The 13,881-nt window shown below is 59.3% G+C and carries 11 protein-coding genes and 1 other RNA gene; 4 read left to right on the top strand and 8 right to left on the bottom strand.

The window, feature by feature from the left end; translation table 11 throughout:
- Positions 1 to 273 precede the first annotated feature (273 nt).
- The 7 genes from uvrD to H7K56_RS18900 form a co-directional block, all read right to left on the bottom strand.
- Complete coding sequence (gene uvrD, locus H7K56_RS18870) at positions 274 to 2,436, bottom strand: DNA helicase II (protein WP_021506969.1); 2,163 nt, start codon at positions 2,434 to 2,436, stop codon at positions 274 to 276.
- Positions 2,437 to 2,609: 173 nt separating this feature from the next.
- Positions 2,610 to 3,326 (bottom strand): 5-amino-6-(5-phospho-D-ribitylamino)uracil phosphatase YigB, encoded by a 717-nt coding sequence (gene yigB, locus H7K56_RS18875; RefSeq protein ID WP_150361814.1) that lies wholly within the window; start codon positions 3,324 to 3,326, stop codon positions 2,610 to 2,612.
- Positions 3,323 to 4,234: a tyrosine recombinase XerC gene (xerC, locus tag H7K56_RS18880; protein WP_021506971.1), complete on the bottom strand. Its 912-nt coding sequence runs from the start codon at positions 4,232 to 4,234 to the stop codon at positions 3,323 to 3,325. Before xerC ends, yigB begins: the two co-directional genes overlap by 4 nt.
- Positions 4,231 to 4,935: a DUF484 domain-containing protein gene (locus H7K56_RS18885; protein WP_021506972.1), complete on the bottom strand. Its 705-nt coding sequence runs from the start codon at positions 4,933 to 4,935 to the stop codon at positions 4,231 to 4,233. The genes xerC and H7K56_RS18885 overlap by 4 nt, the downstream gene beginning before the upstream one ends.
- Positions 4,932 to 5,756 (bottom strand): diaminopimelate epimerase, encoded by an 825-nt coding sequence (gene dapF / locus H7K56_RS18890; RefSeq protein WP_031279612.1) that lies wholly within the window; start codon positions 5,754 to 5,756, stop codon positions 4,932 to 4,934. Before dapF ends, H7K56_RS18885 begins: the two co-directional genes overlap by 4 nt.
- A 29-nt stretch (positions 5,757 to 5,785) precedes the next feature.
- On the bottom strand, positions 5,786 to 5,992 hold the full coding sequence (gene lptM, locus H7K56_RS18895) for an LPS translocon maturation chaperone LptM (RefSeq protein ID WP_022548017.1): 207 nt from the start codon (positions 5,990 to 5,992) through the stop codon (positions 5,786 to 5,788).
- A 125-nt stretch (positions 5,993 to 6,117) separates the two neighbouring features.
- Positions 6,118 to 8,676, bottom strand: a complete 2,559-nt coding sequence (locus H7K56_RS18900) for a class I adenylate cyclase (protein ID WP_021506974.1) — start codon at positions 8,674 to 8,676, stop codon at positions 6,118 to 6,120.
- A gap of 317 nt (positions 8,677 to 8,993) precedes the next feature.
- On the opposite strand from H7K56_RS18900, the gene hemC reads away from it, so the two are divergent.
- Genes hemC through hemY form a run of 4 tightly spaced genes read left to right on the top strand, consistent with a single transcriptional unit; the run spans position 8,994 to position 13,025 of the window.
- Complete coding sequence (hemC, locus tag H7K56_RS18905) at positions 8,994 to 9,935, top strand: hydroxymethylbilane synthase (RefSeq protein WP_031279613.1); 942 nt, start codon at positions 8,994 to 8,996, stop codon at positions 9,933 to 9,935.
- Complete coding sequence (gene hemD / locus H7K56_RS18910; RefSeq protein ID WP_150361896.1) at positions 9,932 to 10,672, top strand: uroporphyrinogen-III synthase; 741 nt, start codon at positions 9,932 to 9,934, stop codon at positions 10,670 to 10,672. Before hemC ends, hemD begins: the two co-directional genes overlap by 4 nt.
- A 23-nt stretch (positions 10,673 to 10,695) precedes the next feature.
- On the top strand, positions 10,696 to 11,826 hold the full coding sequence (gene hemX, locus H7K56_RS18915) for a uroporphyrinogen-III C-methyltransferase (RefSeq protein ID WP_021506977.1): 1,131 nt from the start codon (positions 10,696 to 10,698) through the stop codon (positions 11,824 to 11,826).
- Between the two features lie 2 nt (positions 11,827 to 11,828).
- Positions 11,829 to 13,025, top strand: a complete 1,197-nt coding sequence (gene hemY / locus H7K56_RS18920) for a protoheme IX biogenesis protein HemY (protein ID WP_058775512.1) — start codon at positions 11,829 to 11,831, stop codon at positions 13,023 to 13,025.
- 629 nt (positions 13,026 to 13,654) lie between these two features.
- Here the strand turns inward: hemY and H7K56_RS18925 are convergent.
- A non-coding RNA gene (locus H7K56_RS18925) (RtT sRNA) lies at positions 13,655 to 13,784 on the bottom strand.
- Positions 13,785 to 13,881: the final 97 nt, after the last annotated feature.

Consider the following 13,881-nt stretch of genomic DNA (forward strand, 5'->3'; position numbering starts at 1 on the left):
GTGCTGCTGGCACCACGGGCACGGCAAAGCCTGAACGCGGAAACTTTCGCTTCAAGGGTAAATCAGTGCTGACTCGTGCGACGGGATCAAAAAGGGAGGTCGCTGATAACCGCTAAGGCTACCCGCGTTAAAGAGGTAGCCTTAGAAATTGTCCCTGTTAACCAGGGTATAGAGCCAGCATCGACTGGGCGCGTCCAAGGCATTGTCCTCTCATGATAATAGTGCGCGCATGTTACGCTGAGACGAAAAAGTCGTCAAGGTAGCGCAACCGCGCTACACGGTTTCCAGCCGGGCGTAAGCCGCCACCAGCCACTTGATGCCCTGGCCCTGGAAGGCCACCTGCAGACGGCTGTGCTCGCCGCTGCCTTCCAGATTGATAATGGTGCCTTCGCCGAACTTAGCGTGGCGCACGCGCTGCCCGAGCGCGAAGCCGCTGTCGCTCTTCGCCACCGGTGTGCCCATGCGCTGATGACTCACCGGCCGGCTCACGCTGGCGCGCAGCCGCACCTCTTCCACGCACTCTTCCGGCAGTTCACCAATGAAACGCGATGGCCGGTGATACACTTCCTTACCATAAAGGCGGCGGGTTTCAGCGTAGGTGAGCGTCAGCTTCTCCATCGCGCGCGTCACGCCGACATACGCCAGGCGACGCTCCTCCTCCAGCCGGCCGCCTTCGTCCAGCGACATCTGGCTCGGGAACATGCCCTCTTCCATGCCGACGATAAACACCTGGCTGAACTCCAGCCCTTTCGCCGAGTGCAGCGTCATCAGCTGCACCGCATCCTGCCATTTGTCCGCCTGGCCTTCACCGGCTTCCAGCGCCGCGTGCGACAGAAACGCCTGCAGCGGCATCAGATCTTCGTCTTCGTCCTGATAGCTGAACTGGCGCGTGGCAGTGACCAGTTCCTCTAAGTTTTCGATACGCGCCTGGCCTTTTTCGCCCTTTTCCTGCTCGTACATCAGCCACAGACCGGAGTCTTTAATCACCCGATCGGTCTGTACGTGCAGCGGCAGCTCAGCGGTTTCCGTCGCCAGCGCATCCACCAGTTCGCAGAAGCGCTGCAGCGCCGAGGCGGCACGGCCAGCCAGCGCTTTGGATTGCAGCAGTGCGCGCGTGGCCTGCCACAGCGTCAGCTGCTGCTCACGCGCGGTCTGGCGCACCACATCGAGCGTGCGATCGCCAACGCCGCGCACCGGCGTGTTGACCACGCGCTCGAATGCCGCATCGTCGTTGCGGTTGGCCAGCAGCCGCAGATAGGCCAGCGCATCTTTGATCTCCTGGCGCTCGAAGAAGCGCATGCCGCCGTAAATGCGGTACGGCATACTGCCCTGCAGCAGCGCCTCTTCCAGCACGCGCGACTGGGCGTTGCTGCGGTAGAGAATGGCGCAATCCTGCAGCGCGTTGCCGTTTTCATGCCAGGTTTTGATGCGATTGACGACAAAACGCGCTTCATCCAGCTCGTTGAACGCGCAATACAGCGAAATCTTTTCGCCGTCGCTGCCGTCGGTCCACAGCTCTTTCCCCAGACGGCCATTGTTGTTGGCAATCAGGGCGTTGGCTGCTTTCAGAATGTTATTGGTGGAGCGATAGTTCTGCTCAAGACGGATGGTTTCCGCGCCTGGGAAATCCTGCAGGAAACGCTGGATGTTCTCCACCTGCGCGCCGCGCCAGCCGTAAATGGACTGATCGTCATCGCCAACGATGATGACCCGGCCGCTGTCGCCAGCCAGCATGCGAATCCACGCGTACTGAATGTTGTTGGTGTCCTGGAATTCGTCCACCAGAATATTGCTGAAGCGCTCGCGGTAGTGATTGAGAATCTGCGGCTTGTTGAGCCACAGCTCATGCGCCCGCAGCAGCAGTTCGGCGAAGTCGACCAGCCCGGCGCGATCGCAGGCTTCCTGGTACGCCTGATAGATACGCAGCCACGTCTGCTCCACCGGGTTGCCGTAGCTTTCGATGTGCTTAGGCCGCAGCCCTTCGTCCTTTTTGCCGTTGATGTACCACATGCCCTGACGCGCCGGCCACTGTTTCTCGTCGAGGTTCATGGCTTTGATCAGGCGCTTGAGCAGACGCAACTGATCTTCGCTGTCGAGGATTTGGAAATCCTGCGGCAGCCCGGCATCCAGGTGGTGCGCGCGCAGTAAACGGTGCGCCAGGCCGTGGAAGGTACCAATCCACATGCCGCCCTGGCTGGTACCGATCAGCTGGTCGATACGGTGGCGCATCTCCGCCGCCGCCTTGTTGGTGAAGGTCACCGCCATGATTGAGTAAGGCGAGCAGTTCTCTACCGACAACAGCCAGGCGATGCGATGCACCAGCACGCGGGTTTTACCGCTGCCTGCTCCGGCCAGCACCAGCAGATTGCTGCGCGGCGCGGCGACCGCTTCGCGCTGTTTGTCATTCAAGCCGTTAAGCAGATCGGAAACGTCCATAAGCACCGTTTTAAGCAAGTAGGATGCGTATCCTGCACCGTTCGCGTTGCCGCCAGGCGGCAAGGGCAGATATCTGCGAGGGCGTAATCAGCTAAGCGATCAGGCTGGTGACACACAGCCTGCACGGCCGCGCGTTGCAGAATACAGAATACGACTGGATAAATTTACAGCCATTATAGCAGCGAGGTCAGCGATGCCAACTGATGAATTTCCACGTGTGGCAGCAGGCGCGCGTCATCAATCTTCATCAGATTGCCGTCACGCAGGTTGATCCAGCACGCCTGCAGACCGGCGCGCAGCGCACCGGCGACGTCGGTGGTCAGGTCATCGCCGACGTGCAGAATATGCTGCGGCGCAATGCCCAACCGTTCGGCGGCCAGATGGTACATATCCTGCCACGGCTTGGCGCGGCCGTGCGGACCGGCGCGCAGCGCGAACTGTAAGTAGTGATCAATGCCGAGCTTTTGCGGGTCGGCGTTGCCATTGGTGATCGCCACCAGCGGCACGCGCTCGCCGAGCCAGGCCAGCGTCTGATGCGTCTCTTCTGGCATCTCCACCGCACTGCGCCACTGGTGAAACACGCTCATCACGTCGCGGGCACCTGCGCTGGCTTGCGCGGCCGGCAGTCCGGCGTTGAGCAGCGCCAGCTCTACCGAGCGGCGACGCCACTCAGAGACATCGTGATAAATTTCCGGCTCACGCAGCAGCAGTTCATCGCGCAGCGCCTGATAATCTTCCGGCGTAAACTCGCGCAGCGCCGGGTGATACGCCTGCAGTGCAGCGTGCGATTCCGCCGTGGTTTTGCGGATCACCGGATAGTTGTCATACAGCGTATCGTCAAGATCGAAGGTGATGGCTTTGATCGGGCCCAGCGGGCGATAAAACTTCATTCAGACTTTCCTCGTTTGGCACGCGGGTGTGCCGCATCGTATACCGACGCCAGATGCTGGAAATCCAGGTGGGTATAGATTTGCGTGGTCGAGAGGTTGGCGTGGCCGAGCAGCTCCTGCACCGCGCGCAGATCGCCGCTCGATTCCAGCAGATGGGTAGCAAACGAGTGGCGCAGCTTATGCGGGTGGATATGGCTGGCGACGCCCTGCTTAATGCCCCATTCTGCGAAGCGTTTCTGCACATTGCGCGCCGAAATACGGCTGCCGCGCGTCGACACAAAAACCGCATCATCCTGCGGCGCGAAGCTGTTGCGTAACGGCAGCCAGTGCTGCAGCCAGGTGACGGCGGTGCCGCCAATCGGCACGCGGCGCTCTTTACTGCCTTTACCGCGCACCCAGACTTCACCACTCTCCAGGTCCAGATGACGGCAGTCGATGCCCACCAGCTCAGCGAGACGTAAACCGCCGCCGTACATGGTTTCCAGCATGGCGCGGTCGCGCACCGCCAGCGGATCGTCGAGATCGATCTCCAGCAGCTGGCTGACTTCGTCGACATCCATATTTTTTGGCAGATGCCGGGCGTTGCGCGGCGTGGCGATGCCTTTCGCCGGATTGGCGCTCAGCATGCCCTGGCTGACCTGCCAGTCGAGAAAGCTGCGCAGCGCCGACATGCGCAGCGCCAGGCTGCTGGCCCCGAGGCCACCGCGCCGGCTGCGCGCCGCCAGACTGCGCACCTGTGCCGGTTCCAGCTGCGACCACGCGGTAATGTGCATGTCATCCGCCATGGCGATAAGCGCCTGCAGCTGGCGCTGGTAATTTTTTTGCGTCAGCGGGCTGAGCTGGCGTTCGACTTTCAGATAGCGCAGAAAGCCCTCAACGGCCGGCAGCAGCGGGCTGGCGCTGCTCATGCGCGCTCAACCCAGCGAGACAGCAGGTCGGGCAGCATTTGCGCCAGGTGCTGCAGCAGCAGCGTGCCCATGCCCGCCTGATAGTGCTGGTTGTCGCGGCTGCTGAAGATCAGCACGCCGAGATCGCCCTGCTCGCCCATCAGCGACATCGCCACCGACCCGACGGCTTTTGCCTGCGGCAGCAGCAGCAGCAGCTCCGGTCCGTTCAGGCTGCCAAGGTAGTGATGCTGCTGACCAAAGCGCTGGATGCGCAGCGGCTCAAACGCCTGGCGTGACAGACCAAGCTGGGTGAAATCGGAGGGTGCGCCGATGCGCCAGCGGTCGCTGAACAGCCGCACATTGGCACCCGCCAGGCCAAGCTCGCGCGCCCAGCGGTGCAGGCGCGTCAGCATCTCCTGCAGGCTATCGGCCGCCGCGAGATGGCTCTGCAACGCCAGCAGGCGATCGAACAGCTGATGATTGGCGGTTGCCTGCTCCATCAGCAGCGTAATCTCCTCTTCCAGCTGCTGGATGTGGTTGCGCTGACGCGCCATATGCCACTCCACCAGCGATACGCTGCCGCGCACCGGATGCGGCACCATCATTTGCTCAACCTGGCGCGCATTGCGAATAAAGAAATCGGGGTTGTGACGCAGCCAGGCGCTCACCGCCTGATCGTCCAGCAAAACCGCGCTGTCGGTCTGCTCTTCGATATTTTTCATAGATGAATAAACCCATCATAGACGTGTGTGGCTGGCCCGGTCATAAACAGCGGCTGACCGGCCCCTTTCCAGGCGATATGCAGCGTGCCGCCGGGCAGATCGACGCGCACTTTCTCCGCCAGAATGCCCTGCTGAATGCCGCAGGCCACTGCGGCGCAGGCGCCGCTGCCGCACGCCTGGGTTTCGCCCGCGCCGCGTTCATACACGCGCAGACGGATGTGTTCCGGATTGACCACTTCCATAAAGCCGACGTTCACGCGCTCGGGAAAGCGCTCATGGCTCTCCAGTGCCGGACCGAGCGTCTCCACCGCGGCGGTTTTCACACTTTCAACCTGAATCACGCAGTGTGGATTGCCCATTGATACCGCGCCAAACATCACGGTCTGCTCGGCCACGCGCTGCAGATAGAGGTTTTCCGCCTTGTTAGCGCGCAGCGGCACCTGCTGCGGGTCAAAGTTGGGCTCGCCCATGTTAACGCGTACCAGCTCATCGCTGGTGACGCTCAGTACCATGCGGCCGGTCTGAGTGCTGACGCGAATGTCGCTTTTATTGGTCAGCCCTTTGAGGCGAACAAAGCGGGCAAAACAGCGCGCGCCGTTGCCGCACTGCGCCACTTCGCTGCCGTCAGCGTTGAAGATGCGGTAGTGGAAATCGAGATCCGGATCGTAAGGTGGCTCGACGATCAGCAACTGATCGAAGCCGATCCCCAGATGCCGATCCGCCAGGCGGCGAATCAGTTCCGGCGAAAAAAAGACGTTTTGCGTCACGGCATCGACGACCATAAAGTCGTTACCGAGACCGTGCATTTTCGAGAACTGCATTTTCTGCTCCGCCGGATGACTCATCGGGTTTAATTCGCCTGCACGCCAGCCGGTTTGCTGGTGACCAGGCCGCTGGTATCCGCATCCTGTGCCGCTTTCTGCTGCTGCTCAGTCACCGGCTGATTTTTCTGTTGCGGCCGATCGTTGGGCGGGAAATACAGCGGTCCTTTCAGGCCACAGCCTACCAGGCTGACCAGTGCCAGCGCCATACCCAGCTGGCTCATCACTCGTATCATTCTGTCTGCTCTTTTTATCCAAATCCCAGCTGCTTATCATCGCAGTTGACGTTGTAAAAGCAACAGGAAATATCCGGCAGAAGGTTCAGAAACGGGGGCAGGCCACTGCGTACAGCGCAGCGGCTTTAGTGCATCTGGTAGCGCGGCTGGAAGTCGCCGTTGTCGTTGTCCGGCTGGGTGGCGCACAGCTGCGTCAGCGTCTGGCTGCGGAACGGAATCACCTGGAAGCGATCGCCGGCGTGCACAATCTGATAGAACTGCGGCAGGTTGAAATTGATAAAACTCGAGCCGTAGGTAAAGCGATCGTGCGACGACGAATAGAAGCGGCTGACGTCACGCACCAGCTCCTCTTTGCTGCCTTCGCAATGGTGATACACCTCAACCCGGTTGCTTTCATCGAGGATATAGATGTTGAAGCCGCGATCGTCACTGGTGTCTTCAAAGAAGAACTGAATGATGCCTTCGCTGGCGTAGCCGTTGACCACCGGTGGCAGCGGCGTCTGGTTCGATTCAACTTTGATCGACAAACCGTGCAGCTTGTTGTTGGAAATCGCGCCGTAAAATTCGACTGCGTTTTCCAGCTTCTGCACCGAGACGCTCATGCGCTCGAAAAACAGCCCCCAGGTCTGACCGGCCATGCGCAGCGCTTTAAAGCGGCCCGGCTCCTGACGCGTGCTCGACAGGCGCAGCTCAATGCATTCCGACACCAGTTGCTGCACGCGGGTGCGAATCAGACCGCGCAGATGCTGGCTATAGCAGAATACTTCTACCGTGTCCGGCGGTGCAGCGTCCTGATGCATTTTGCCCAGAATGGTTTTCAGCGCTTCAATCATCGCCTGCTCGCCGCTGAAGTGCAGCGTACGCACTTCGTTCCATGAGTTGCGGTACAGCAGATCGATGCTGCCGATCAGGCACTGCTGCTGCTGACCAAAGCTGAATACATCCAGCTTGCGGAAGTCGAAGTGCACCACCTGATTGCGGAACGCTGAGGTCGGATCGTGTTCGAGGTTAACGATGATCGCCAGATGCCGGATTTCGCACGGGCTGTAGAGCGCTTTCGGCGTCGGTGCCGGCAGGCGCAGCGGGAAGTGGCTGGAGACATCGTTGACCAGCTCCTGCAGGCGCGGCAGATCGCAGAACTCGTTGCCTTTGATGTGCAGACGGGTTTTGCGCGTCAGCAGTCCGTTAAACCACGCCCATGCCACTAACTTGTTGAGATAGCGGTTATATTCCAGCGGCTGATGGCTGATGATTGAACTCATGTCCGGCGACTGGTTATACAGATACCAGCCGGCACGGTTGGCGCGCCCGGCCGGCACATGAATAAAGGTCAGGTTCTCTTCCGACAGATCGGGCGAGATTTGCGGGTTCACCAGCGTGACTTTGCCCGGCAGCGCTTCAAACGCGGCGTACAATTTACGCGTCAGCACGCCGATGTCCTGCGGGCTGGCGCTGACGCTTAAATTGTTGCGACGGGCAAAACGGATCAGGTTGCGATAGCTCTGCATCATCGCATCCAGCAGCTCGTTGTGCGCCTCGCGCACCCGTTCGATTTTCCACTGCGCGCGATTATCCAGCACCGCCAGCTTCTCATCGTCCCAGCCCCACTCTTTCACCAGCTGCGACAGGATTTCACGCCGCCAGCCCGCGCGCGGATGCTGCTCCTCGCTGGAGAGTTTTTCGCACACTTTGAGGTAGAAACAGCGGCGCACCAGATCAAGGCGCGCGGTGTCATCGACGCTGGTCAGGTAGCGCGTCACGCGCTCCAGCATCATGCAGTAGGGATCGAGACCGAAGCAGACAATTTCGCCGTCGTGCAGCCGCTGTTTGATATCCATCGCCAGCAGCTGCGTGTTTGGGTATTCCCAGCTGTAAGCTTCCAGCAGCAGGGTTTTCAGCACCGCTTTGTACGGCGAATCGATACTTTTATACAGCTGCCACAGGCTGGCACCGAAATACTCTTCCGCCGACAGCGTGCCGAGACCGCCGAGATCCAGCCACTCATTCGGCGTCAGCACGCCCTGTGAATAGAGCGACATCACGTAATCGTCGTAGTGATGTTCTTCTTCGCCAGGCACCATGTTCCACAGAATGCGTTTGCCCGCCATGCGCACGGCGGTACGGTAGAACTCATCCAGCAGTAAAATATGTTGGGTAGAACCGCAGTCTTCACCGCCGAGGCTGCCGCTCTCATTATGGCGGAAACGGTTTTCGTCGATCAGGAAGAAGCTGACTTCCACACCCAGCGACACACACCATTTTTGCAGGAGCGTACACTTGCGCTGCAGATTGAGACGCTCTTCGTTATCCAGCCATGACTGATGGCATACCCAGATGTCGAGATCGGAGACGCTGTTCTGGCCGACGGACGAGGTGCTGCCCATCGAGTAGATGCCGGTGATAGGCAGTTCGCCCTTCACCGCGCTGCTGAGGTCGAGCGGATGGTCGCCCGCTAACTGTTGCAACAGCTGCTGTTGGTTTTCATCAGGCGCAAAGAAGCTGACGCCATGGGGAACGCTACCTTCAAGGTAACCCGGCATCAGCGGATGATGATAATGCAGTAATGTTGGCAGCAGACTGTAGACGTGCTGGAAAGCAGGTCCCATGGCAGCCAGTGCGCGATCTACACGCAGCTGGTTAATCGCATCCAGTCTCTGTTTCAGTGTCTCAATGTAGAGGTACAAGACGTTTCGCCTGATTGTCCCAGTGTTAAGCACCCTGTTTCCAAAATCTGCCGCTTAATAATAAAGATGTCGGGCAAATTATTGCTGGAAACGTGATCAATCTAACACCTGGAAGATTGACCGTAAAGAAAGTTGCGCTACCTGACAGTTTAGCACGTTCCAAACGTAGCCCTGCATTTTCGGACTCCAGCCTCAGAATCTGACGCCGTAAAAAGCGGGCTCCGGTCTGAGATTGCAGCCTGGTCAATCCGTTGAAACTGACAGCATTCCCCTATCAATGATAGGATAATCGATGAACGATCAAAATGGTTAACAGCATGTTAAACAAAATTTTCAGAATTGCTACCAGGCAAAGCCCGCTTGCCTTGTGGCAGGCACAATATGTCCAACAGCGCCTGATGGCTGCGCATCCCGGCTTGCAGGTTGAGCTGGTGCCGATGGTCACCAAAGGTGATGTCATCCTTGATACGCCGCTGGCGAAAGTGGGTGGCAAGGGACTGTTTGTCAAAGAGCTTGAGCTGGCGATGCTGGAAAACCGTGCCGATATGGCGGTGCACTCCATGAAAGATGTGCCGGTCGATTTTCCCGACGGTCTGGGACTGGTGACCATCTGCGAGCGCGAAGATCCGCGCGACGCGTTCGTCTCGAATCATTATTCCTCGATCGACGCGCTGCCGCAGGGCGCGGTGGTCGGCACGTCCAGCCTGCGTCGCCAGTGCCAGATTAGCGCACGGCGCCCGGACCTGGTGATTCGCTCGCTGCGCGGTAACGTCGGTACGCGTCTCAGCAAACTGGACGCCGGCGAGTATGACGCCATCATTCTTGCTGCCGCCGGGCTGAAACGCCTTGGACTGGAAGATCGCATTCGCCAGGCGCTGCCGGCGGAGTTTTCCCTGCCGGCGGTGGGCCAGGGCGCGGTCGGCATTGAGTGCCGTCTTGACGATCAGCCGTTAATTACGCTGCTGCAGGCGCTGAACCACAGCGACACAGCCGTCTGCGTGCGCGCTGAGCGCGCCATGAATACCCGTCTCGAAGGCGGCTGTCAGGTGCCGATCGGCAGTTTTGCCGTGCTGGAAGACGATCAGCTGTGGCTGCGCGGCCTGGTCGGTGCGCCGGATGGCAGCCAGATGGTGGTGGGCGAACGCCGCGGCCCGCGTGAACAGGCCGAACAGATGGGGATTTCACTGGCCGAAGAGCTGCTGGACGGCGGCGCGCGTGACATTCTGCGTGAAGTTTATCAGGGACAGCCGCCCGCATGACTATCCTCGTGACCCGTCCGGAACCCGCCGCCAGCGAACTGGTCGCGCGCCTGCGCAGCCAGGGCAAACTGGCGTGGTCGTTTCCGCTGATTGAATTCACGCCGGGTCGCGATCTCCCCCAACTGCCGCTGAAACTGGCCGCCCTGCAGCCCGGTGACCTGGTATTTCTACTGTCGCAGCAGGTGGTGCACTTTGCCCAGCCCGCTTTACAGCAGCAGCGCAGCGCGTGGCCGGCATTTCTCGACTATTATGCCATTGGTCGCAGCACCGCGCTGGCGCTGCACACCTTCAGTAATCTGAAAGTTGACTATCCGCATGCGCGGGAAACCAGCGAAGAGCTGGTGCGGCTGAATCGCCTGCAGCAGGTCAGCGGCAAGCGTGCGCTGATTCTGCGCGGCAGTCCGGGCCGTGAACTGCTGGCGGAGACGCTGATCGCCCGCGGCGCGGACGTGCAATACTGTGAGTGCTATCAGCGCTGTGAAAAGCAGTATGACGGCGCGATTGAAGGCCGTCGCTGGCGCGATCGCGGTATTACCACGCTGGTGGTGACCAGCGGTGAAATGTTACAACAACTGTTTGCGCTGTTTCCGCCAATCGATCGGCGGGAATGGCTGCTGCACTGTCGACTGCTGGTCGTCAGTGAACGTTTGGCTACCCAGGCCGCCGAATTAGGCTGGCAGGAGATTGAGGTAGCCGATGGTGCGGATAACGACGCGCTGCTGCGTGCGTTACGCTGAACTTAACATTGGGATGAGCCACAATGACGGAACAAAAAGACTCCTCCGCCATGGTTGAAGAAACCACCCCTGCGGACACTTCCCCGACGCCAGCCAGCCAGCCGCCTCGCGCGAAAAAGAGCGACGGCAAGGTGCTGAGTGCGGTGGCAATTGTCATTGCACTGGCGATTGGCGCGGGACTTTACCTGAATGGGAAACACCAGGCCGACTTACAGGCTCAGACTAACCAGAACCTGAGCGAGCAGCTGAGCGCCCTGCAGCAGCAACTGGGCAGCGATAAACAACAGCTCTCGCAGCAGCTGGCGGACGCCAATACCGCGCTGCAGGAAGCGCGCAGCCAGCAGGATAACAGCGCGAAAGAGCTGGAGACGCTGCGTGAAAAAGTGGCCACTATTTCCGGCAACGATACCCGCACCTGGCTGCTGGCGCAGGCCGACTACCTCGTCAAACTGGCGGGTCGCAAACTGTGGAGCGATCAGGACGTCACCACCGCGGCAGCGCTGCTGAAAAGCGCGGACAGCAGCCTGGCGGAGATGAACGATCCCAGCATCATGAACGTGCGCCGTGCGCTGACCCAGGATATCAGTTCACTGGCGGCGGTCAGCCAGGTGGACTACGACGGCATCATCCTCAAGCTGAATCAGTTGTCGAACGGCGTGGATAATCTGCGTCTGGCCGATAACGACAGCGATGAATCGCCAATGGATGCCGACAGCGGTGAGCTCTCCAGCTCGCTGCACGAGTGGCGTCAGAATCTGGTGAAGAGCTGGCACAACTTCATGGATGATTTCATCACCATCCGCCGCCGCGATAACACCGCGCAGCCGCTGCTGGCACCGAATCAGGATGTTTATCTGCGCGAAAACATCCGTTCACGTCTGCTGATTGCTGCGCAGGCGGTGCCGCGCCATCAGGATGAGATCTACAAACAGTCCATCGATGCGGTATCCACCTGGGTGCGTGCCTGGTACGACACTAACGATGCGGCAACCAAAGCCTTCCTCGCCCAGCTCGACGAGCTGAGTCAGCAAAGTATTTCGATGGACGTGCCGGACACGCTGGAGAGCCAGGCGCTGCTGGAAAAACTGATGCAAACGCGCGTGCGCAATCTGCTGGCGCAGCCATCGGCTGCGGCTGATCAACAGGGAGGCTAACCATGCTGAAAGTATTGGTGCTTTTCCTGCTGCTGATTGCCGGCATTGTGCTGGGACCGATGGTTGCCGGCCATCAGGGCTATGTGCTGATCCAGACCGATAACTGGAACATTGAGACCAGCGTCACCGGTCTGGCCATCATCCTGATTCTCAGCCTGCTGGTGATTCTGCTGGTCGAATGGATTCTGCGTCGCCTGTTCCGCACCGGCGCCCGCACCCGCGGCTGGTTCACCGGGCGGAAACGTCGCAGCGCTCAGCGTCACACGCAAAGCGCGCTGATGAAGCTGGCGGAAGGTGATTACCGTCAGGTAGAAAAGCTGCTGTCAAAGAATGCCGATCACGCCGATCAGCCGGTGGCGAACTATCTGCTGGCGGCGGAAGCAGCGCAGCAGCGCGGCGATGAAATCCGTGCTAACCAGCATCTGGAGCGCGCCTCTGAGCTCTCCGAGAACGATACCATTCCGGTTGAGATCACCCGCGTGCGCCTGCAGCTGGCGCGTAACGAAGATCACGCCGCACGTCACGGTATCGATCGCCTGCTGGAAGTGGCGCCACGCCATCCGGAAGTACTGCGTCTGGCCGAGCAGGCTTATATCCGCACCGGCGCCTGGGGCGCACTGCTGGATATCCTGCCCTCGATGCAGAAGGCGCAGATTAACGATGAGAACCAGCGTAACGCGCTGCAGCAGCAGGCGTGGCTGGGTCTGATGAATCAGGCAATGGCCGATCAGGGCAGCGAAGGTCTGAAAAAATGGTGGCAGAACCAGAGTCGCAAAACGCGCCAGGAGACCGCGCTGCAGGTGGCGATGGCTGAGCATTTGATCGAGTGCGACGATCCGGACACCGCGCAAAGCATCGTGCTGGAAGGGCTGAAGCGTCAGTATGACGATCGGCTGGTGCTGCTGATGCCGCGTATCAAAAGCGGTGACCCACAGGCACTGGAGAAAGCGCTGCGTCAGCAGATTAAACAGCACGGTGCCACGCCGCTGTTGCACAGCACGCTCGGCCAGCTGCTGATGCGCCACGGTGAATGGCAGCAGGCCGCAGAAGCCTTCCAGCAGGCGCTGGCACAGCGTCCGGATGGCTTTGACTACGCCTGGCTGGCGGACGTTTACGATCGCCTGCATCGCCCGGAAGACGCGGCTAAAATGCGTCGCGAAGGTCTGTTACTGACGCTGAAGAACAATCCTGGCGCCTGATTTTACTGTTGTTATTTTTGTGCACGCCGGGCCAGTCCCGGCTTTTTTTTGCCTGAAAGAGCGTGCAGGGAATACGGCATCAATCCGTGAACGGCAGATAAAAAAACACCTGCCAGAAGCAGGTGTAAGATCAGGTCGGTAAGACAACTGATGGTATCCGACTCAACGTAATGTCCTTCTTACTGCAGTAGCGCGTGCACGTTACTGCCAGCTGGACAACGGATACCGTAAGGGGCTCTGCATCATTCCCAGGTTTATGTTGCATTGGCAAACATAAGAGGTGGAATGAGCATCTACGCTGAGATTATTGCACAAAGCGTGCCAGAATGGCATGAATCACGGGAAGTTATTTTATATCAGTCAGTTAGATAATCCCTGCCTGCTAACAGCGGTTACGATGTCGCGAAAACGCGACAGACCGGTTTAAAGCTGTCTCCGCTGAGCGACAGGCTGTGCAAGGAAAGGTAAGGCTGTTTAAAATCAGCAGGTTATATGTCGCGTAATAGCGACAACTACCTCGACTGCTTTTCCTTCGCTGCGCCCGGCGCAAACCTCCTGCGGAGGTTCTCATCCTCTTTTGCTACAGACGAAAAAAAACCTGCTTTTTGCAAAGCAGGTTTCTTAAATGATGGCCGGCGAGAGAGGATTACGCTTCTCTGCGAGAAGCGCCCTGCGGGCCGTTGCTGACGCAACGTTGTCTCGCTTCGCTCGGCTCAAACCTCCTTCGGGGGTTCTCATCCTCTTTTGCTACGAACGAAAAAAGCCCGCTTTTTGCAAAGCGGGCTTTTCGAATATGGTCGGCGAGAGAGGATTACGCTTCTCTGCGAGAAGCGCCCTGCGGGCCGTTGCTGACGCA

This window comes from Pantoea dispersa, from assembly GCF_014155765.1.
GTDB lineage: Bacteria > Pseudomonadota > Gammaproteobacteria > Enterobacterales > Enterobacteriaceae > Pantoea > Pantoea dispersa.

Coding starts and splice junctions, on each gene's coding strand:
- uvrD (WP_021506969.1), bottom strand. CDS start 2,436: ATGGACGTTTCCGATCTGCTTAACGGCTTGAATGACAAACAGCGCGAA.
- yigB (WP_150361814.1), bottom strand. CDS start 3,326: ATGAAGTTTTATCGCCCGCTGGGCCCGATCAAAGCCATCACCTTCGAT.
- xerC (WP_021506971.1), bottom strand. CDS start 4,234: ATGAGCAGCGCCAGCCCGCTGCTGCCGGCCGTTGAGGGCTTTCTGCGC.
- H7K56_RS18885 (WP_021506972.1), bottom strand. CDS start 4,935: ATGAAAAATATCGAAGAGCAGACCGACAGCGCGGTTTTGCTGGACGAT.
- dapF (WP_031279612.1), bottom strand. CDS start 5,756: ATGCAGTTCTCGAAAATGCACGGTCTCGGTAACGACTTTATGGTCGTC.
- lptM (WP_022548017.1), bottom strand. CDS start 5,992: ATGATACGAGTGATGAGCCAGCTGGGTATGGCGCTGGCACTGGTCAGC.
- hemC (WP_031279613.1), top strand. CDS start 8,994: ATGTTAAACAAAATTTTCAGAATTGCTACCAGGCAAAGCCCGCTTGCC.
- hemD (WP_150361896.1), top strand. CDS start 9,932: ATGACTATCCTCGTGACCCGTCCGGAACCCGCCGCCAGCGAACTGGTC.
- hemX (WP_021506977.1), top strand. CDS start 10,696: ATGACGGAACAAAAAGACTCCTCCGCCATGGTTGAAGAAACCACCCCT.
- hemY (WP_058775512.1), top strand. CDS start 11,829: ATGCTGAAAGTATTGGTGCTTTTCCTGCTGCTGATTGCCGGCATTGTG.